Annotated in this window: 12 protein-coding genes; 9 read left to right on the top strand and 3 right to left on the bottom strand. The window is 48.3% G+C overall.

Annotated elements, in window-relative coordinates:
- The first annotated feature begins 413 nt into the window (after window positions 1–413).
- The 6 genes from KVT36_RS00875 to KVT36_RS00850 all read left to right on the top strand — a co-directional run bounded on the left by KVT36_RS00875 (window position 414) and on the right by KVT36_RS00850 (window position 10,247).
- A complete protein-coding gene (locus KVT36_RS00875) occupies window positions 414–2,057 on the top strand; it encodes a hypothetical protein (protein WP_217601617.1) in 1,644 nt (547 codons plus the stop codon).
- A 95-nt stretch (window positions 2,058–2,152) separates the two neighbouring features.
- Window positions 2,153–4,336 (top strand): hypothetical protein, encoded by a 2,184-nt coding sequence (locus KVT36_RS00870; protein ID WP_217601616.1) that lies wholly within the window; start codon window positions 2,153–2,155, stop codon window positions 4,334–4,336.
- A 21-nt stretch (window positions 4,337–4,357) separates the two neighbouring features.
- Window positions 4,358–5,971 carry a T9SS type A sorting domain-containing protein gene (locus KVT36_RS33090; protein WP_217601615.1) on the top strand — a complete coding sequence of 538 codons (1,614 nt, stop codon included), beginning with the start codon at window positions 4,358–4,360 and terminating at the stop codon, window positions 5,969–5,971.
- A 175-nt stretch (window positions 5,972–6,146) separates the two neighbouring features.
- Window positions 6,147–6,839 carry a (d)CMP kinase gene (gene cmk / locus KVT36_RS00860; RefSeq protein ID WP_217601614.1) on the top strand — a complete coding sequence of 231 codons (693 nt, stop codon included), beginning with the start codon at window positions 6,147–6,149 and terminating at the stop codon, window positions 6,837–6,839.
- Between the two features lie 771 nt (window positions 6,840–7,610).
- Window positions 7,611–9,452, top strand: coding sequence for a tetratricopeptide repeat protein (locus KVT36_RS00855; protein WP_217601613.1), 1,842 nt, complete (start codon window positions 7,611–7,613; stop codon window positions 9,450–9,452).
- Between the two features lie 30 nt (window positions 9,453–9,482).
- On the top strand, window positions 9,483–10,247 hold the full coding sequence (locus KVT36_RS00850) for a LytTR family DNA-binding domain-containing protein (protein ID WP_217601612.1): 765 nt from the start codon (window positions 9,483–9,485) through the stop codon (window positions 10,245–10,247).
- Between the two features lie 237 nt (window positions 10,248–10,484).
- On the opposite strand, the gene KVT36_RS00845 is transcribed toward KVT36_RS00850, so the two are convergent.
- A complete protein-coding gene (locus tag KVT36_RS00845) occupies window positions 10,485–11,717 on the bottom strand; it encodes a 4-hydroxy-3-methylbut-2-enyl diphosphate reductase (protein ID WP_217601611.1) in 1,233 nt (410 codons plus the stop codon).
- Between the two features lie 249 nt (window positions 11,718–11,966).
- Window positions 11,967–12,857, bottom strand: a complete 891-nt coding sequence (locus KVT36_RS00840; RefSeq protein ID WP_217601610.1) for a rhomboid family intramembrane serine protease — start codon at window positions 12,855–12,857, stop codon at window positions 11,967–11,969.
- A gap of 142 nt (window positions 12,858–12,999) precedes the next feature.
- Here KVT36_RS00840 and rpsA point away from each other — a divergent pair, with 142 nt between their 5' ends.
- The 3 genes from rpsA to KVT36_RS00825 all read left to right on the top strand — a co-directional run bounded on the left by rpsA (window position 13,000) and on the right by KVT36_RS00825 (window position 20,965).
- Complete coding sequence (gene rpsA / locus KVT36_RS00835) at window positions 13,000–14,904, top strand: 30S ribosomal protein S1 (protein ID WP_217601609.1); 1,905 nt, start codon at window positions 13,000–13,002, stop codon at window positions 14,902–14,904.
- A 212-nt stretch (window positions 14,905–15,116) separates the two neighbouring features.
- On the top strand, window positions 15,117–17,825 hold the full coding sequence (locus KVT36_RS00830; RefSeq protein ID WP_217601608.1) for an alpha-L-rhamnosidase: 2,709 nt from the start codon (window positions 15,117–15,119) through the stop codon (window positions 17,823–17,825).
- 41 nt (window positions 17,826–17,866) lie between these two features.
- Window positions 17,867–20,965 carry a glycosyl hydrolase gene (locus KVT36_RS00825; RefSeq protein WP_217601607.1) on the top strand — a complete coding sequence of 1,033 codons (3,099 nt, stop codon included), beginning with the start codon at window positions 17,867–17,869 and terminating at the stop codon, window positions 20,963–20,965.
- Window positions 20,966–21,046: 81 nt separating this feature from the next.
- On the opposite strand, the gene hxpB is transcribed toward KVT36_RS00825, so the two are convergent.
- Complete coding sequence (hxpB, locus tag KVT36_RS00820; RefSeq protein WP_217601606.1) at window positions 21,047–21,703, bottom strand: hexitol phosphatase HxpB; 657 nt, start codon at window positions 21,701–21,703, stop codon at window positions 21,047–21,049.
- Window positions 21,704–21,836 lie beyond the last annotated feature (133 nt).

The following is a 21,836-nucleotide window of genomic DNA, read 5'->3' as shown; positions in this document are numbered from 1 at the left end:
GGCTAAACATATACCCCTTAACTAAATATATTCAGTAAAATGACATCATAATACCATTTTATACACGAGTTAAATATTTCATTTTTGTCATATGAAAGTTATTGCTTATTTAAATAATGAGTTGATCTAGCCATATGCTTTATCCATTTAAGGCAGTATTTCCTTCCATCGTAGTGAACAGTGACAACTATTTAACGGAATGGCCTGAATAGGAAGTACATCACCAGCTGGCAGCATCGCCGCTGCAACAATCAGTGAGAGAGTAGTACAAACAGTGGACAATATTTAAGTACAGCAATGTGCTTAGTGAGACTTTACGGTTTTACCGGACAAATTCTATTGGATTAATAAACCACAACACTATGAGGTAAAGCCTCATAGCTATTATTTGACTTGATAACTATCCTTATACCATGAACAAATCTCTACGTATCGGAGCAAAGCTGCTCCTGGCAGGCTGCCTTGCCTTATTCTCTGTTACCGTTCAGGCCCAGTTAAAGGTCGGTAGCAATCCAACTAACATCCAGAAATCAGCAGTGTTAGAGCTGGAATCTGACCGGCAGGGTCTGTTACTGCCCCGCCTTACAGATACCGTGGCTATCAATGCAATTACCCCGGCTCCCCCGGATGGTATGATCATTTACCTGGCCCTGGCGCCTAACGTTGGCCTGTATGTTAGAAAGGGCGGCCACTGGGAAATGATGGCTAATTCATCATCAGCTTTAGGTAACTGGGGATTAACCGGTAACGCAGGCACCAACCCAACCAATAACTATGTTGGTACCAGCGATGCCCAGGAGCTTTCTGTACGTGCAAACAATACAGAAGCTATCCGCGTAACCACTGCCGGTAATGTGCAGCTGAAACAGGTAACTGTAGGCGCTGTTGGCGATCTGGAAGTGCTGGTATTAGGCGCCGGTGGTTCTGTAATGCGCCGTACCATCTCTGCTTCCGCCTTCACTGGCGCTATCAGCAGCCTGAATGGGTTAACAGGTAATGTGCAAACAATGGTGGCCGGTTCTGCCGGTAACGACTTCACCATCACATCTACCGGTACCGCACATACTTTTGATATCCCTACACAGGATGGTACTAAAACAAGAGGTCTTTTAACAAGTGCTGACTGGACTAAGCTGAACAACGCACAGAAAGCTATCGTAATAGGTACTTTCTCTACCACACCTGTTGCCGGTGGTTTAACCATAGACAATACAGGTCCCCAGGCTTCCCTGGTGCTGCATGCCGCTGATGCTACCAATCCTGGTGCTGTATCAGTTGCTGCACAGACCTTTGCAGGTGCAAAAACCTTCCAGGATAATTTAGTGGCAGGTGCCAACTTAAACGTAACCGGCACTACCGGCTTAGGCGGTGCTACTACTTTAGGCGGTGCGCTTACCATCACCAACGCGCTTACCGATGCTGCTACTGCTGAAAATGATGTGCTGATCCGTACTGCCAGCGGCCTGGTATTAAAGAAAACACTGAACGATGCTGCTTTCAACGGCGCCATCCAGAAGCTGAACAGCCTTACAGGCCCCAGCATTTCCCTGAAAACAGGTACTGCCGGTACTGATGTTGCTTTAGATAGCACCAGCGTAGCTAACGTAATTACCCTGAACGTTCCCGATGCGTCACTGACTGCACGTGGTGTGATCAATGGTAAACCTGACCAGGCTTTTGCCGGCAGCAAACAGTTCCGCGATTCAGTAGTAGTAGGTGCTGCAACAAGGCCTAACTCTACCTTCCAGGTAGAAGGTTCTGTATCTATGTCTATCACCACAGTTACTACTAACTATACTGTAACAGCTACAGATAACACCGTACTGGTAAATCCTGCAGCAGCGGTAACCGTTACCCTGCCCAACCCTACCGGTATGAAAGGCCGTATCTATACCATTAAGAAAATAACTACCGGTACAGATAACATCGACAACACTGTAACTATCACGCCTACCGGCGCACAGATTGAAGGTGGTACCAACTACACCATTTACAACGCCTGGACTTACGTAACACTGCAAACTGATGGTACCAACTGGTACATCATTAAGAAATAATAAATACGGTTTGTTAACAGGAGCGGCGTATAGCCACTCCTGTTAACCCGTTTTTATGAAGTAGCCTTCCCTAACCATACGCAAGCGAGTTTGTGATGAAAATAGTTCTACCTATCCGTCTATCTATATTGGCCACCCTGTGTTTCTGCATCAGCACTGCTTTGCAGGCGCAACAGCTTAAGCTGGGTACCACCCCCACTGTAATACAGAAATCTGCATTGCTGGAGCTGGAAAGTACCAAACAGGGCTTATTATTAACACGTATCTCCGATACGCTTTCTGCGCCTTTGAATACCGCATTGGATGGAACCATCATTTACTTTACACCAGACAAATCATTACGGGTACGCGCAAACGGTATTTGGCAAAAGCTGGGTAGCGGTGTAGGATTAAATGACTATATACAAAACCTGAGCGCCGGTACACAAACGGCCGGTTTTTCTATTAGCGGCAATGGCAGTATTGGCGGCACTTTAGGGCTTCCCTCACTGGCCAGCGGTTCAGTGCTGTTTATGAATGGCACTAACGTAGCGCAGAACAACACAAACTTTTTCTGGGATATTGCCAACAGCCGCCTGGGCGTTGGCACCAATACCCCTAACAATAAGCTGGAAGTAGCAGGCACCACAGCGGCTACCGGCACCTCCGGTTTACGTTTAAAAGATCTGGGCACTGCCACTGTGCAGGCTTATAACAGCAAGGTATTATCCATTAATAACAATGGAGATGTTATTGTAACCACCAACGCGGGGGCCAATAACTGGCTGATCACCGGTAATGCCGGGGTAGATCAGACCCTCAACTTCCTGGGTACCACAGACGATAAAAAGATGAGCCTGCGCTCCAACAGCCAGCCTTACCTGGAGTTTGGCCGCCGCCAGACCTTAGGTTTAACAGAAACGTACCCGGACTACACAGATAATGATGAAAAGGTAACCTGGGTACGCTCTGCTTTGCAGTTTGAGGTACCCGCTGCCGTTAGCTTCTATAAACCCAAGATGTGGACCACTGCGGACGGTAACTTCCGCATCAAAGGCGCATCCGCCGGTACTGATTATTTTGAGATGGGCGCCACCGGCACTGCCAACAATGGCGGTTTTGAATTTATTATTGGCGATGATGGAGACGAGCCTATCCTGTTCAAAAGTTATAACTACGCAACAACTACCTTCACCGAAATGATGCGTTTACAGAGCGGCAAAGTGGGCATAGGCACCAATGCCGTACCTGTACGTAAGCTGGAAGTGCAGGGAGATATGCGCCTTACCGGTAGCGCAGGTACACCCGCCAGCCTGTTAGGCCGCGATGCCAATGGAGATATTGCCAACATGGCTATAAACACTACAACGTTGGGAATTGCCACCGGTACTTTAACTGCAAATAACACAAGCAACATCTGGAATGCTAACAAGTTCCAGAACCGCAACATACTGGATTCTGTACCAGGTACCGGCGACGTGTTGAAATGGAATCCAACCAGGAGTTTATGGCTGCCGGCCCCGGATATTACCGGCGGCGCTTCTTATGGTACGCTGCTTACAAATGATATCAGTAATGCAGATGCGCCGGATGCCAACTACCGCATGAAAATATGGTCCAACCCGAATCCAATGACAGGGGTGGTAACGAACGGGCCTTTAGGAACCACCGCTTTTGCATACAGCGTATTATCCTTCCAGAATGGCGCCTTTACCACGCAGTTATACTTTGATAAAAATGGCTTTGCTGTAAAAGAATGGGCTGGTAATACCGCACCGCTTACTTCAAATGCAGGTAATCCCTGGTATAAGGTGGTTACTACACATGGTGATAACATCTTCACAAATGGAGGGCTTATTTTTGCCGGTGCAACCACCGATGCGACTACAGAAGTAAGGCAGGATGATGCAAATCTGCACTGGGATAATAGCAGTAAAGAGCTGGGGATTGGCACTAATACGCCTGCAAGTACTTTAGATGTGAGAGGCAGCCTTTCAATGCCAATAAGGTCCGGTACTAATACTACTTTAACGGCAGATGATTACACTTTTATAAAAACAGGTACCGGTAATGCAACAATTAATATACCTGCTGCCAGCACCTGTGCCGGCAGGATCTATGTTGTAAAACGTGTATCCGCAACCGGTACTGTTTATATTAAATCCACCACCGGTACATTGGATGGTAGCAACCTTGCAACGGCTAACGGAGGTAATGGGGTGACTTTTACAGCAACGGCAAACAGATCCTGGACAATCCAGTCAGATGGCACTAACTGGTATATCCTTGCTCAATTCTAACCACAGGGAACAGATCTTATAGTGAAACTAAAAGCGCTCAAATATCTTTTATCCTTATGCTTACTTGGTGTAGCCACCCTTGGCTTAGCCCAGCAGGGCACCTACATTCCCCCCGGCGGCCAGGTCTGGATGTTTGGCGGCAACAATGCTCCTGTAGCCGTTTTCGGCAACATGCAGCAGGAGGGTTCCCTGGGCTCCAATCCTAATTCCTTATTATACTTCCTGGGTAAGAAGTGGACCAACGGTAACGCAGCTACGCTGCCTGATGAAACAGGCGGTAATAGTGGTACCGGTGGTATATTCCGCTTTTCCTCCAACAATATCCTGTACGGCAATATGGGCCAGCAAACCGTGTTTGGCAACTACAACGTAGCCAGCGGCACAGGTACCAGCTTCCCTAACTTAGAGCTTAATAACCCCTCCGGTTTGCTGCTGGATGATCTGAGTGATCTGAAAGTACGCCGTACCCTTAGCTTCAGCAACGGGCACATTTTCCTGAACGGCTGGAACCTGGTGGTAGGCCACCAGTCGCCCGGCACCATTACCGGTTACAGTGATCAGCGTTTTGTGGTAACAGGTACCGGTTCAGTAGGCGGTTTTCTTTACCGGGAAGGTTTGATGGGCACTTCAGGCAGGGTAGTGTTCCCTGTAGGTACAGATGTAAATAACTATGCCCCGGCAGCGCTGGCATACCAGGGCACGGCAGATATGTTTAAGGTACGCGTGTTCGACAGCATTTATACGGCCGCCAGTGGTGGTACTGCCCTGCAGGATACCTTTATTACCAAAACCTGGAATATAGGCCACCTGCAAAACGGCAGCGCACCTACAGATGTGATCCTGCAGCACATGAACAGCATGGAAATGCCTATTTATGCTACGTACCGGGATAGCAGCTATATTAATCATTATAATGCAACCGCCTGGGATAAGCTCAGCACGCTGCAATACCAGCCGCAGGCAGGTACGCTTACTACCGTACCTATGAGCGGGGCCACCATGCACCTGCGCAGCTTTACTGACGGCCTGCTCACCAACGAATATTTTTCCAAAACCGTACTGTTCACCGCCCTGCGCCCGCCAGCTACCATCATCGATTTTCAGGCCTGGCGTTTAGCCTGGGATAAGGTGCACCTGGAATGGAGCACCAGCCAGGAGGTAAATAACTACGTGTTTGAAATAGAGCGCCGCTTTGAGGATGATACCGCCTTTACCACCATTGGCAGGGTACCTACCAAAGCCCCTGGTGGTTATAGCAATAAACGTTTGGATTACACTTACCAGGATAATAACAACAGCTATGATGGCTGGACCTATTACCGCATAAAAGTGATAGGACGAAATGGCCAGATAGTGTACTCCGTGATCAGGGCCGTACCGCCGCTGATCCAGATAGATGTATATCCCAACCCGAACCTTGGGCAGTTTAAAGTACGCATCCGCGGCATCCGCCAGGCACTGCATATGCAGCTGATCAATAACTGGGGCCAGATCCTGCGCCAGTATGATATACAGAATGAAGGCGATGTGCTGGTGAAAGAGCTGCCGGCCGGCCTGTACTACCTGGTGCTGTACCATAAGGATACCCAGGCAGTAGCTTACCGCACAAAGGTGGTAGTGCTGGGACAACAGTAAAAGCATAAAGCAAAAAGCTGAAAGCATAAAGCAGTGTACACCACTGCGCAGGCCTTCAGCTTTTTGCATTACTAGATCCGCCATCTTTGTAATCATCATCATCCGCTGCATTCAGCTTTATGCTTTATGCTTTCACCTTTTCGCTTTTTTCTTACTTTTGTACAAACACCCGGTTTTGAAGAAGATCATTATAACGATAGACGGTTACTCCTCCTGTGGAAAAAGCACACTGGCCAAACAGCTGGCCAGGCAGCTGGATTACGTGTACATTGACAGCGGAGCTATGTACCGGGCTATCACCTTCTACTTCATACAAAACCAGGTAAGCTGGTCAGACACTGCCGCTGTAAAAGAAGCCCTGCAAAACATTCACCTGGAATTTGAATACGATGAAACCAATGAAGGCCAGGCCTCCATTTACCTCAATGGTGAAAATGTAGAGCACCTGATCCGGGATATGCTGGTAGCTGAAAAAGTGAGCGAGGTAGCTGCCGTGAAAGAAGTACGGGAGTTTGCCGTAGCACAGCAGCAGCAAATGGGAGAGAAGAAGGGGATCGTAATGGATGGCCGGGATATAGGCACTACAGTATTCCCTAAAGCAGAGCTGAAGATCTTCATGACAGCAGATACCGCCATACGGGTAGAACGCCGTTTTAAAGAGCTGTACGCAAAAAATAAGAGCATCACTATCCAGGAAGTAAAAGAAAACCTGGAGCTGCGGGATTATATAGATTCTAACCGGGAAATAAGCCCGCTGCGCAAAGCTGCAGATGCTATTATATTGGATAACAGCCAATTAAGCATGGAAGAACAGCTGCTGTTAGCTCTGCAGTGGGTAGAGGATGCCATGATGGTGCAGTCATCCTGACCTCATAATACACCTTGAAATATAAATATTTATGCCGGCAGTGTAAATATTTTTCCATTTTAAAGAAAGGTTTTATAAATTTGTTTTGAATCCGTTGACCTGCGGATCACTCCAATAATTTACCACATCCTTTAGAATCTCCTACCGTACATAATTTTCCACCTTATCCATGTGTAAAAGCCATGCTTGATCTTTGGGCGCGCAATAAAATGTTGTGTGCACGTGTTTGGTATGATTAAATATTAAGCAGGGCAGGAAATAGGTGCAGTATAACGATGACTATAATGTGTTTTGGAAGATTTTAGCCTAACTGTATCCAAAAGACCTCTGCTATTAACCGATAATAGAAATTTTTATCTATATAAAATTAACGGCTGGACAGGTTGCCAGGACGGCTGTTATTATTATTAAAACTTAATGTGGAATAGGATTGTTTTTCAGTCTTATTTCATGTTTTCAGTAGGTGTATTCGGTTAATAGGAAGAAGGGGCGAATTCTTTCGCCCTTTCGCTTTTTTATCAATCCCGTGAACCGGTAACATTTAATGCCGGTTACGGTCAAAAATTGGGGACAAAGGTGCAAATGCGCTACAGTATTAATTATTCAGTCTTAATTAGTGATTAATTACTTAAATTGTGTAAGTTCTATCCCTACTGATCCATGTTCAGCAAAGGTGCCTGTATTTTATTGATTTTGACCTTATGGGCAAATGGGCGTTTACGGGGGCAAGACTCATTGCTGGTAAATCGTACGCTTGATTCCGCCAAAGCCTTGCCAAATGACTCCGGCAAAGTGAACTGGTATATTGCAAAGGGCAAAGCAATGGCCCGTTTCTTTGACGGCAGGAAAGAAGAGAATGCTTTTTTTCAGGAAGCCATTACCCTTGGACAACGCATCCGCTACTCACGGGGCCTGGCCAATGTATATAATGAAGTAGGCACCGCCAAAAGGAACCGCTCAGAATATATCCTCGCTAACGACTATCACGAAAAAGCAATTAAGTACGCAGAGGAAACAAAGGACGATCGCCTTATCAGCATATCCCTTAACAATGCAGGTGTGGATAACCGGCGTATGGACCAGCTGCAGAAAGCATTTGATTACCATTTCAGGGCCCTGCAGGCCGCAGAAAGGGCTAATGATGTACGCAGTGTTTGCGTAGCCATTAACAGTATTGGCAACATAGAGCTCTCTACCGAAAAATATACAGACGCCATCGGCCACTTTACCAAAGCCCTGGAGCTGGAAGAAAAAAACAAAAATGAGCTGGGCGAGGCCATTAACCTGGGCAACATTGGATATGCTTACCAGGGGCTGGGCAAAATAGATCTGGCCATTGAATTCTACAAACGTTCCCTGGCCGTAAACCAGAAGCTGAAGAATAATACGGGCATGGCTATATGTTATAACTCCCTGGGCAATGCCTACCAGGAAAAAAAGGATTACACCCATGCCATGGAGGCCCTGCAAAAGGCCCTGGCCGTGAATGATAAGGTGGAGGATAAGATCCACATAGCTGAAAGTTATCTGAATATAGGTATGCTGTTAAGCCGGCAGGGCAAACATGAAGAAGCCCGCAGGTACATACAGCAGTCCCTGGACCTTAGCCTGCACTGGCGCTTTAAATCCATGCTGCTGGAGGTGTATAAAGCCCTGGCCGCAGATTATAAGGCCAGTGGTGATTTTAAGCGCTCCCTGGAATTTACAGACAGGTCGCTGTTATATAAGGATAGCATACTGGATGAAAACGCCGCCATGGCATTAGCCCAAACCAGGGCCATTTATGAAGTGGACCGTAAAGATATCCAGATCAAAGCCCTGGAGCACGATAAACAGCTCAGCGAGCTGCGCACCAAACGTAACATTGTATACATGTTCTCTACCGCCGGTTTTTTACTGATGCTGGCCGTAGGCGCCTTTTTCTATATCCGCCACCGTAACCTGGAGGCCAATAAGCATACCTTGCAGCTGGAGCTGCGCTCCCTGCGTGCGCAAATGAACCCGCACTTTATCTTTAACTCCTTAAGCTCCATTCACCGGTTTATATGGAGTAACAGCCAGGAGGAAGCATCAGACTACCTCACCAAGTTCTCCAAGCTAATGCGCATGATCCTGGACAATACCCAGCACACCTTCATTTCCCTGAACAAGGAAGTAGAGTCCCTGCGCCTGTACCTGGACCTGGAACGCCTGCGCTGCAACGGTGTATTTGAATACCGTATTAACATAGCAGACGATATTAATGATGATGAAGTAATGTTGCCCCCCATGATCATACAACCCTATGTGGAAAATGCCATCTGGCACGGGTTAGTGCATAAATCAGGCAAGGGTATGCTGGACATCAGCATTACCATGCGCAGCGGCCGTACGCTCATTTGCATGGTTACAGACAACGGGATCGGCCGCAAAAGAGCGCTGGAAATAAAGGCCAAAAAAGGGGAAACACACCGCTCAATGGGCATGCAGGTAACAGAAGGCCGTATAGACCTGATCCGTAAGATCAATAACAGCAGGGATACAAACGTCACTATCACCGACCTGGAATCAGAAGATGGTACACCCGCCGGTACACAAGTAGCTATAACGCTGCCGGTGGAGCATATTTTTTAGCAGAAACTACAAACCTACAAACCTATAAGCATGAGCGAAATCAAGGCGATCATTGTGGACGATGAGCAGCACTGTATAGATGCATTACAAACCATGTTACAGAAAAAATGCCCGGAGGTAACGGTACTCGGAGGTGTAAATAGTGTGCGGGAAGCCAAGGGCCTGATAGATGAGCTGCAGCCGGACCTGGTGTTCCTGGATGTGGAAATGCCCCACCAGAACGGATTTGAGCTGTTAAAGCTGTTTGAAAAGCTGTGGTTTGATGTGATCTTCACCACCGCATTTGAGCAATATGCCTTAAAAGCTATCAAGTTCAATGCCCTGGATTACCTGTTAAAGCCCTTCAGCGTACAGGAGCTGCAGGATGCGGTGCAGAAGTGCAGGGAAAGGAAGAGCAACCGTAGCGCCACCCCCACCTCCTCCCCCCTGGAAGTGTTCCTGCAGAACATGAAAACCCTGCATCAGACCCACCGTAAAATAGCCCTGCCTACCATTAATGGCCTGGTGTTTATGCCGGTACAGAACATTGTACGTTGTGAATCCACAGGTAACTATACCAAGATCTTTTTTACAGATAAGAAAAACCTGCTGGTGTCCCGCCCGTTAAAGGAGTTTGAGGAGCTGTTATCAGACCTGGACTTTTTCCGGGTACATAACTCGCACCTCATTAACCTGCAGCAAATGCAGTCCTATATACAGGGAGAAGGTGGCTTTGCTCTTATGACAGATGGAACGCAGGTAGAGGTATCGCGGCGCCGGAAAGCAGAGTTCCTGAAGAGGGCCATGCAGTTTTAGTACTTCCAGATTTTCACCAATTCACGCCACTTATTTACTATTATCTGCCGGATAATAATTACACGTTGCAGGCGCTATATGGAACCGGTACATTTGTTTAAAGAATACGATCATACTTCGATAATACATCGCATAATATAAACTCTTTTTTTCTCTGCATTACTAGCATTGAGTAGCCCCAAAGAAAAAAGGCACCCTCGGGTGTCTTTTTTAATGTGTATCCTTCACTATTAATTCTTAATTATTCATTAGCTGGTCCGCCAGCTCATCTGCCTTATGTTCCAAACCATAAAACGTCAGCAGCTTCCGGATCACGCCTTCTACCAGCGCATCCGGGCAGGAGGCGCCGCTGGTAAGCATAATGGTGGCCGGCGTTTGTTCCGGTAAAAAGTGCAGGCTGTGTAACTCCTGCTTATGGTGAAAATCCCAGTGCAGGATCTCTTTTTCAGATAAGATCTTTTCTTCAGAGGAGATAAAGTAAGTAGGCATCTTTTCCTCGCACAGCTCTACCAGGTGCGAGGTGTTGGAGCTGTTATAGCCACCCACCACAATGGCCAGGTCCGCGTTGGCGGCTAACATGCCATTTACCGCGCTCTGGTTATCGTTGGTAGCATAACAAAGGGTATCGCGGGCATCGGCAAACCGTTCGCCGGCAGTAGCTTCGGTAAGCTGGTATTGCTCCATGATCACGCCTTTTATATAATCGGCAATGGCCTGGGTTTCGGTGGCCAGCATAGTGGTTTGGTTCACTACGCCTACCCGCTGCAGGTCTGTTTCCACATTAAACCCGGGGGAATACTGGCCCTTGAACAAACCGGCAAAATCTGATGCCGGCCGTTGCCCGGTCATGAACTCGCCCAGTATTTTGGCTTCAGCTATATCGTTCACCACAACAGTAGGCGTATTATGCAGGCTGTGGGAAAAGGTGGCCCGGGTTTCTTCGTGCCCCGGCTTACCATGTACAATTACGGTATAGTTCTTTTCACCGATCTGCTCTGCTTTATTCCAAACCCTTTCCACAAAGGGGCAGGTCGTATTGTATTGTACGGGGGAAATGCCCAGGCTTGTAAGCCGGGCCTCTATTTCCAGGGTAGTGCCAAAAGCAGGGATGATCACAATATCATCCGGTTGCAAAGCTTCCCAGGGTACCAGCTGTTTACCGCTGGTGTCCATGATGAACTGTACCCCTTTTTCCAGCAGGTCGTTATTTACATGGGGGTTATGGATCATTTCACTCAGCAAAAAAATGCGCTTGCCGGGATTTTCCTCGATGGTCTTAAAAGCTATTTCAATGGCGTTCTCCACCCCGTAGCAAAACCCAAAATGCCGCGCCAGCAATATCTTCAATGCCCCAAAATCCAGCAGGGTAGGGGTAAAATCCTTCTTCATCCGGTCCTGTTGCTTGCGCTTTTGCTTTATAGCTGTGATCAGCGGGCTGCGGTAAATGATGGGAACATTAAACGTTTTCATACTTCTGAGTAATTAATAATTAAGAATGAATAATTAATAATCGCATACACAAGTACTTCCGTAAAGGAGGTACTTCTATTCATCCTTAATGATGGGGCAAAGGTAATTCATTGCATGGGGAACCAAAAATATAGGGTATCGGTGTTACTCGCACCGCCTTCCTCCGTGATTATTAATTCTTAATTCCGCTCACTAACGCACTTGAAGCAGGCAATGGACCATCGGCCATGGACTGCGCGCAGCGCATTACTACTCCTGGCTATGTTTATCCAGCCAGATCTTTTCCTCAGCGCTCAGGCTCTCGATCCCTCTTTCATTGATCTTGTCCAGCAGCTGGTCTAACCGCAGCTGTTTGTTCTCCACAATGTTCTTTTTTACCACTTTCAGGGGGGACTTTTTGGGTTTAAAGGAGCGTTTGGTGGCGGATCGGTTACCGCTCCGCAGGTTGGCAATGGCCTCAAAACACCATACAAAAGGTTGACCCAGGTCTGTACCGTTCTGCAGCAGCTTAATGTAAATGAAACCCGTGGCCGCACCGCCCACATGGGCCAGTATGCCGCCCAGGTTACCCTGTGGAATGGAGATCAGGTCCAGCACTATCACTGCCAGGGCCAGCCATTTCAGCCGTACGCTGCCTATCAGCAGCAGGCCTATTTCATAGTTGGGCATCAGGGTAGCGCAGGCCACCAGCAGGGCCATTACAGAGGCAGAAGCGCCCAGCATGGTAGTATCAGTGCCGGCCGGCAGCAGCAGGTGAAAGCAGAGCATATATACCAGGCCGCCGGTAATACCGCCCAGCAGGTACAGGGGAAGTATGCGTTTATTGCCCAGGAAAGAGCGGAACAGGTTGCCAAACCAGAACAGGTTCAGCATATTGAAGAAAATATGAAAAACGTTCAGGTGCGCAAACATGTAAGTGATCAGCCCCCAGGGTTTCCGGAGAAAAACGCCGAGCTCCGAATGCAGCACTATCTGGTTATAGGAAAACATGAACACCAGGTCTGAAACGCCGAAATAGCTTACAAGGCGCAAAAGCCCCAATACCACAAAGATCGCTATGTTCCAGACTAGCAGATGGTTTACCGCATTTTCTTGCTTGAGCCAGTAGCGAATATCCGATTGAAAAGAAGTGCCATTCATATCTGAAAATTACTACTTAACGGAGAAATGAAAAATACCCCTTTTTCTACATTTCCTGCATTTTTTTTAGTATCTTTGCCGTCCCAATAAAGGGTTCTGGGCGAAATCCCGGGAAATTTTAAACACAATAAAAGGACAAGTTTTGGAAGAAAACAACATTATTAACGAACAAAACGCTGAACAACAGGCTCCGCAGGCAGCTACTGCCGCAGTAGAAACAGCGACACCAAATGAACCTGTTGCCGTTGCCACCGCTCATGATGATTTCGATTGGAGCGTGGACAAACGGAACGTTTCTTCTTACAACAAAGAAGAAAAAGCTAAGTACGATCAAACGTACGACAGCACCTTCAAGGTAATTGAAGAAAATGGATTGATCAACGGCCTGGTAGTAGGTTTAACCAAAACCGACGTAGTGATCAACATCGGGTTCAAATCCGATGGTCTGATCTCCCTGAATGAGTTCCGCGACATGCAGAACCTGAAAGTAGGAGATGAGATCGAAGTACTGGTAGTAGAAAAAGAAGACCGCAGCGGTAACCTGCACCTGAGCCGTAAACAGGCTCGCCAGCAACGTGCATGGGAACGTATTGTGGAAGTGTACAAAACAGGCGAAGTGGTTACTGGTACCGTTACCAGCAAAACCAAAGGCGGCCTGATCGTAGACGTGTATGGTATGGAAACATTCCTGCCCGGTTCTCAGATCGATGTGAAACCGGTTACCGATTACGACCAGTTTGTAGGCAAAACAATGGAGTTCAAAGTGGTGAAGGTGAACGAAGCCATCCGCAACGCCGTAGTTTCCCACAAAGCGCTTATCGAAAGCGATATCGAGCAGCAAAGAGTGGATATTATCTCCAAACTGGAAAAAGGCCAGGTATTGGAAGGTACTATCAAAAATATCACCGACTTCGGTGCGTTCATCGACCTGGGTGGTCTGGACGGCTTGCTGTACATCACCGACATCAGCTGGGGACGTATCTCTCACCCGAGCGAAATACTGCAGATGGATCAGAAGATCAATGTGGTGGTATTGGACTTCGACGACGAGAAGAAACGTATCAGCTTAGGTTACAAACAGCTGACCCCGCATCCGTGGGATACTTTACCCGCACACATCACCGAAGGTGCTAAAGTGAAAGGTAAAGTAGTGAACATTGAAGATTACGGCGCATTCCTGGAAATTCTGCCTGGTGTAGAAGGTCTGGTGCACGTATCTGAGATCTCCTGGGCTTCTACGCCTATCAATGCTAAAGAATTCTTCAAATTAGGCGAAGAGTACGAAGCAGTGGTAGTAACGCTGAGCAAGGACGAGCGCAAAATGAGCCTGTCTATTAAACAGCTCACAGAAGATCCATGGGCTACTATCGAAACTAAATTCCCGCTCGAAAGCCGTCACAAAGGTATCGTGAAGAACATCACTCCTTATGGCGTGTTCGTAGAGCTGGAAACCGGTATCGGCGGTATGATCCACATCTCTGACCTGAGCTGGATCAAACGTTTCAATCACCCGAGCGAGTACACGAAAGTAGGTAACGAGATCGAAGTAGTAATTCTGGGTATTGATAAAGATAACCGCAAGCTGAGCCTGGGTCACAAACAGATCGAGGAAGATCCCTGGAACACTTTTGAAACTATCTTCCCGATTGGTTCTCACCATGAAGGTACCGTAGTGAAGAAAGATGAGAAAGGTGCAACTGTACAGCTGCAATACGGCCTGGAAGCTTACGCTCCTGCCCGTCACCTGCGCACGGAAGATGAGAAACCCATCAACGTGGAAGATGTGAAAGAATTCCAGATCATCGAATTCGATCGCAGCGAAAAACGTATCCTGGTATCTCACACCCGCGTTTGGGAAGCTCAGAAAGCAGAAGAGAAAGAAGCCGTTAACAAAGAGAAGAGAGCAGATGCTGACAAAACCCGTAAGGCAGTGAAGAACCTCCAGAGCAAGGTAGAAAAAGCTACCCTGGGCGATCTGGGTGCACTGGCCGAACTGAGAGAAAAGCTGAAGCAGAACGAAGGCGGCGAAGAGAAGAAAGGCGAATAATTACGACAAGCTTTAAGCTCACATACCAATCCCCCGGTTTTACGCCGGGGGATTTTTTTATTTACCCCACCTCCACTAGGACGCCATAGGATGCCCCTGCTGAAACCCTGCCCTATTTTCATAAGCGGCAATTCCACGTTTTATTGTTTAAATTTCTACGTTATGGGTAACCAATTGTTCACCCGCAATTACCGGAAACTATCACAGCAACTATGATACAACAACATTTTTTCCGTGTGTGTTTTACCCTGTGCTTATTGGCCCAGCTGCAAACACATGCACAATCCCTGGCCGTAGTAAATATAAAGGACCTACGTTGTGAAGCCCGGCAATCACCGGTAGGTGTAGATGTACCGCAGCCGGTATTCAGCTGGCAGCTGGAATCTATAGGCCGGGATGTGCAGCAAACACATTACCGCCTGCTGGCAGCAACATCCGAAGCCCTGCTGGCCGGCACGCCCGACCTGTGGGATTCAGGTAAGATCCCATCTGCACAAAGCAGCTTTATACCATATGCCGGCAAGCCTTTGCAAAGCGCCGCCAGCTGTTACTGGAAAGTGGAGGTGTGGACCAATAAAGGAGGTCCGGCCACTGCTGCCAGCGTTTTTACTACCGGCATTATGCAGGCGCAGGAGTGGAATAAAGCGCAATGGATAGCTTATGAAAACCTGCCGGATAGCAGTAAAATATACCCCGGTGTGCATGGCAACGGCAATAAGCTGGGCAGCAAAGGCCTGCAGCGCTCCATTGTGCCATACCTTAGCAAGTCGTTCCTGGTGCAGAAACAGGTGCAGCAGGCGCTGGTATTTGTAAGCGGGCTGGGACAGTATGAGCTGTATCTGAACGGCAATAAGGTAGGTAATGATTTCCTAACCCCCGGCTGGACCAATTACAACAAGGTATGCCTGTACAACAGCTTTGATGTAACAGAACAGTTAAAACCGGAGCAGAACGTAATAGGCGCCATAGTAGGCAATGGGTTCTTTAATGTAAACCGGGAGCGCTACCGCAAGCTGGTAATAGCACAGGGTTACCCTATGCTGCGGGCTAAGCTGGTGGTCCGTTACACCGATGGCACCAGCACAGAAATAGTAACCGATCATAGCTGGAAAACAACGCCGTCGCCGGTTACTTTTACCAGCATTTACGGAGGTGAAAGTTATGACGCTACTTTGGAGCAGCAGGGCTGGTGCCGGCCCGGTTTTAAAGACGCCGCCTGGAAGGCCGCCCTGCCCGTACAAAGCCCGGGTGGTGAAATGCGCGCCCAGCGGGAGTATCCCCTGCAGGTAATGGATAGCTTTACAGTACAAAGAACATATACCCCGCAGCCTGGTAAGTACGTGGTGGACTTCGGGCAAAATGCCTCCGGCATTATCCGCATAAAAGTAAAAGGGAAAAAGGGCGCAGTAGTACGTATTACGCCCGCTGAGCTGCTGGATGATGAGCACCTGCCTTATCAGAAAGCCAGCGGATCGCCCTACTATTTTTCGTATACCCTTAAAGGTGAAGGCACGGAGGAATGGACGCCCCGTTTTTCCTACTACGGCCTGCGTTATGCCATGGTAGAAGGTGCGGAGCCTGCCGCCACTTACAAAGACAGTGATTCCGCGCAGCTGCAGAATATTACCTTTTTGCATACCCGCAACAGCGCGCCAACCGTGGGCAGCTTCAGCTGTTCCGATACTTTGTTCAACCGCATATTTACCCTCATTAACTGGGGCATAAAAAGCAACCTGGCCAGCGTAGCTACTGATTGCCCGCACCGCGAAAAACTGGGCTGGCTGGAACAAACCTATTTGCTGCGCAACTGTGTAGGTTATAACTACGATGTGCTGAACCTCTTTAACAAAACGGTAAATGACATGATGGAGGCGCAGCTGCCCAATGGCCTGGTGCCGGACATTGCGCCGGAATACGTGGAGTTTGACGGTGGCTTCCGCGACTCGCCGGAATGGGGCAGCGCCAGCATACAAATACCCTGGTTCCTGTACACCTGGTATGGCGATAAACAGGTGCTGGAAAGAGCCTATAACATGATGCAGCGTTATATAGCTTACCTGGGCAGCCGCGCCCAAAACCACATCCTGGACTACGGTCTGGGTGATTGGTATGATATGGGCCCCAAACACCCGGGCATTGCACAGCTGACACCTTTGGCACTAACGGCTACGGCTATATACTACCAGGATGCAGATGCCATGGCCAAAATAGCTACGGCATTGGGCAAACGTGCAGATGTGAGCCGCTACCACTCGCTGGCAGATAGTATACGGAAAGCATTTAACAAAAAGTTCTTTAACCCGGCTACCGGCACTTATGCCACCGGCAGCCAAACCGCTTATGCCATGCCGTTATACACCGGTCTGGTGGAAGAGCGTTACCGGCAAAAAGTGTTCCGCAACCTGCAGGATAGCATCCGCAAAGGGAACTACGCATTAACCGCAGGCGATATCGGTTATCACTACCTGGTGAGCGTATTAAGCAATGGCGGCGCATCACAGCTGCTGTATGATATGAATAAGCGGGATGATGTACCGGGGTATGCTTTCCAGCTGAAACACGGCGCTACTGCGCTTACAGAAAGCTGGCCTGCGCTGCGTTATGTATCCAATAACCACATGATGCTGGGGCATTTGATGGAATGGTTTTACAACGGCCTGGCAGGCATACGCCAGGCGCCTGACAGCAAAGGTTTTACTATGCTGGAAATAGCGCCCATCCCGGTAACAGGTATGGATTGGGTAAAAGCTGGTTTTGAAACATTACACGGCCCGGTGCAGGTAGCCTGGTTTAAAGAAGGTAAAAAGTTTGCGCTGGAAGTAACCATACCTGCCAATACCCAGGCCAGGATCATAATGCCGGGTAGTAAAAAGCCGGAAATGATAGGCTCCGGTACTTACAGTTTTACCTCGCAGCTGTAACAGGAGCAAGGTGTTCTTGCTATCACAATTAAATTCCCGTTATGAAGAAATATGGTTCGTATAAATGTTATACAGCTGCCCTGCTGATCCTGTTTATCAGCATGGCAGCACATGCGCAAAGCTCCACGTCAAAAAGTAGCTACGCCTACCTGCAGCAACAGTTTGCACAACCGGATCAGCAATACGGCAGTGCGCCGCTTTGGGTATGGAACACGAAAGTTACCCATAACATTATTGACAGTATGCTGGTGGATTTTAAGGCCAAAGGTTTTGGCGGTGTGTTCGTACATCCGCGCCCGGGGCTGGTAACAGAATATTTGGGTAATGAGTGGTTTGAGAACTGGCAGTACGCGCTTAAAAAGGCAAAACAGCTGAAGCTGGATATCTGGATCTATGACGAGAACTCTTACCCCAGCGGTTTTGCAGGCGGGCATGTACCGGCGCAAATGCCGGCATCCTGGAACCAGGGGCAAATGTTACACATGATCAAAGTAACCCAGCTGCCGGATACAGCCAATAAATTCTACTGCTGCCTGAAAGCGCAGGGCCAGGGTTTTGAGAACATTACCCGGCACCTGGACCAGGAGCGCGGCAAAACCGGTACTTACTATTTGTTCCGCAAAGAATACTATGAGCGCTCCGACTGGTACGGCGGTTTTTCTTATGTAGACCTGATGGTAAAAGGAGTAACAGAAAAGTTCATTGATGTAACCATGCGCGGGTATGAGCAGATAGGCGGGACCGAGTTTGGGAAAACCCTGAAAGGCGTATTTTCCGATGAGCCCAATATTGAAACACAGGGAGGAGGTAACATCCGCTGGTCGCCGGAATTATTTAACCGCTTTCGCCAAACCTGGGGTTATGATCTGCAGAACTACCTGCCATGTTTATACGAAGAAACAGGCGATTGGAAAAAGGTACGGCATAACTATCGTCAAACCCTGCTGCAAATGTTCATTGATGGCTGGTCTAAACCCTGGCAGCAGTACACCAGTAAAAAAGGGCTGGAATGGACGGGCCATTACTGGGAACATGCCTGGCCCGATCCCAATCATGGCGGAGATAACATGGCCATGTATGCCTGGCATCAGCGCCCCGGCATAGACCTGCTGTTTAACCAGTTTGATGAAAAAAGCCCCAACGCGCAGTTTGGAAATATCCGCGCAGTAAAAGAGCTGGCCAGTGTAGCCAACCAGTTAGGCAAGCAAAGAACGCTTTGTGAAACCTACGGTGGCGGCGGCTGGGAGCTTACCTTTATGGATATGAAACGCCTGGGCGACTGGGCTTTTGTACTGGGAGTAAATACCCTGAACCAGCACCTGGCAGATATGACCATTAACGGCGCGCGTAAATATGATTACCCGCAATCCTTCTCCTATCACAATCCCTGGTGGCCGCATTACGGATCGCTGAACCGTTACTTTGCACGCTTATCGCTGGCATTGTCAAGAGGGCAGCAGCAGAACAATATCCTTATACTGGAGCCAACTTCCAGCGCCTGGATGTATGTAAGCCCCTTAAAGACAAATAACCGTTTCGGGGAAATAGCGCAGCAGTTCCAGCAATTTGTTACCAGCCTGGAAAAGCAGCAGGTGGAGTATGACCTGGGCTCTGAAAACATTATCAAAGATCATGGCAAGGTAGCAGGTGACAAGTTTGTTATTGGCAAACGTGCATACAGCACGGTTATTATACCGCCAGGTACAGATAACCTGGACAGTACTACCTTTCAGCTCTTGCAGCAATACACGGCTGCCGGTGGTAAAGTAATTATGCTGCAGGCGCCGCAGCAGGTAAATGGTGCGGATAATGCGCAGCTGAAAAGCTGGCTGCAAAGCGCACATTTAACTGTACAGGAAACACCGCAATTACCCGCCAACCCAGACATTAGCTTTCCGCAGCTGGATCTCGCCAAAGGCAAATTGTATCACCACCGCCGTGTGCTGGACGATGGGCAGCTCTTATTCCTGAGCAACGCCAGCATGCAGGAAACCGCTGCCGGACAGGTACAGCTAAAGGGTAAACACGTGCTGTTAATGGAGCTAAGCACCGGCAAAGTGTGGGATTACCCGGCTACCGCTAATGGGGAAACACTTACCCTGCAATACAAGCTGCCGCCCGCTGGCAGCATGTTATGGTTTGTAAGTAATAAGGATATGCGTACCGGTAACGCCTATATGCCTTTACATACCGGTACGCCGGTAAATACCAAACCCTCCACCGTACAACGCCTGCAGCCCAATGTGCTGACCATTGATTTCTGCGATGTGCAGTTAGGTGACAGTGTATATAAAGACCAGCATGTGTACAACGCTGCCGATAAGGCTTTCAAATACTTTGGCTTTACAAACGGCAACCCCTGGAATACCTCTGTACAGTACAAGCGTAACATTGTGGACCGGAATACTTTCCGCACCGGCAGCAGGCTTACCGCGCGTTATCATTTCACGCTGGGTGAGGGTATTAACCGGCAAACATTACAAGCCGTTGCAGAGCGCCCGGATATCTGGAAAGTAAAGCTCAATGGCAAAACGCTTATGCCCATACCCGGCAAATGGTGGCTGGACAGGTCTTTTGCTGTATACAATATCAGCAACGCCGCACAACCTGGCATTAACACACTGGAAATAACGGCCACGCCTATGCGCATTTTTGCAGAAATAGAACCCGTATACATTCTGGGTGATTTCAGCCTGGAAACACAGCAACATGGGTTTGCCTTGCATGCACCCCTAACGCCAAAGATCGGTAGCTGGAAACAGCAGGGATTACCTTTGTATGGGCAGGAAATGGGCTACCGCAAACAGTTTACGGCTGCTGCCGGTAAAACATACATAGTACAGCTGCAGGATTGGAAAGGTACCGTAGCTACCGTAAAAGTGAATGGACAAGAGGCTGGTATTATTGATATACCACCCTATGCGCTGGATATTACGCCCCTGGTGAAGCGTGGTAACAATACCGTAGAAGTAATAGTTACCGGCAGCTTAAAGAACACACTTGGCCCGCATCATAACAAACCTGCACCGGGTCTGGTATCGCCCTGGATGTGGCGGAATGTAAATAGTTATCCTTCCGGCAGTGAGTATGATGTGTATGATTATGGATTGTTATCAGATTATGTGATAAGCGAACTATGAATTACGCTTAACGCAGAAAGCTTAATGCTTAACGCTGATTGCGTTCTGCGTTAAGCTTTCTGCATTTTGCTTTCAGCTTAATTACACAAACGGCGCTAATTCCGCATCACCAAAAGCCAGCAGGGAATCCAGCTTCAGATCAGCCAGCGCATAACGTTTATCGTTACGGTTGTGCGCTTCAGGTACTACCACTACTTTCATGCGGGCTGCCTTGGCGGCTATCATACCGGTAACGGAATCTTCAAATGCCAGGCAGTGCAGGGGATGGCTGTCCAGCGCTTCTGCGCAGGCCAGGTATACTGCGGGGTGGGGTTTGCCATGCGATTCAAATTCCGCAGAGCGGATGGCGTTGAAATAAGGTTTGATCTCCAGGTGATCCAGTGCGGATTCTATCAGGCGCAGGGGAGAGGAAGAAGCTAAGCCCAGCTTGAAACCCTTGGTACGGAAATAATCCAGGATATAATGCAGGCCCTCCATGGCAGTGCCCTGGGCCAGTATTTTAGAAATAACGGTATCAATGATCTCGGTGGTTACCTGCTCCCGGCTTTTACCGTTCCATTGAAAATAGTCGTGCCAGTAATCCACTACTTCTACGGTGCGTAAACCAGTGGTTTGGGAAGTGAGCTCAGAGGTCAGCTCCACACCTACCGTTGCAAATACTTCCCGCATTGCCTTGCCCCATAATGGCTCAGAATCTATCAGCAAGCCATCCATATCAAAAATCGCCGTATTAACCATATTTTATGCCTTTTTGCGCCGCAAAGATAGTTCTTAATGTGCTGATGTGCTAATATCAACCGCCATAGGAGCCATCCGCACATCATCTACCAACCAGCACATTAGCATATTAGCACATCAGCACATTGATTCC

The sequence above is a fragment of the Chitinophaga sp. GbtcB8 genome (assembly GCF_019091455.1).
Lineage (GTDB): Bacteria > Bacteroidota > Bacteroidia > Chitinophagales > Chitinophagaceae > Chitinophaga.
This window is presented reverse-complemented; position numbering and strand designations above follow the sequence as displayed.

Coding starts and splice junctions, on each gene's coding strand:
- KVT36_RS00845 (WP_217601611.1), bottom strand. CDS start 11,717: ATGAAAACGTTTAATGTTCCCATCATTTACCGCAGCCCGCTGATCACA.
- KVT36_RS00850 (WP_217601612.1), top strand. CDS start 9,483: ATGAGCGAAATCAAGGCGATCATTGTGGACGATGAGCAGCACTGTATA.
- KVT36_RS00870 (WP_217601616.1), top strand. CDS start 2,153: ATGAAAATAGTTCTACCTATCCGTCTATCTATATTGGCCACCCTGTGT.
- KVT36_RS00830 (WP_217601608.1), top strand. CDS start 15,117: ATGATACAACAACATTTTTTCCGTGTGTGTTTTACCCTGTGCTTATTG.
- KVT36_RS00825 (WP_217601607.1), top strand. CDS start 17,867: ATGAAGAAATATGGTTCGTATAAATGTTATACAGCTGCCCTGCTGATC.
- hxpB (WP_217601606.1), bottom strand. CDS start 21,703: ATGGTTAATACGGCGATTTTTGATATGGATGGCTTGCTGATAGATTCT.
- KVT36_RS00840 (WP_217601610.1), bottom strand. CDS start 12,857: ATGAATGGCACTTCTTTTCAATCGGATATTCGCTACTGGCTCAAGCAA.
- KVT36_RS00875 (WP_217601617.1), top strand. CDS start 414: ATGAACAAATCTCTACGTATCGGAGCAAAGCTGCTCCTGGCAGGCTGC.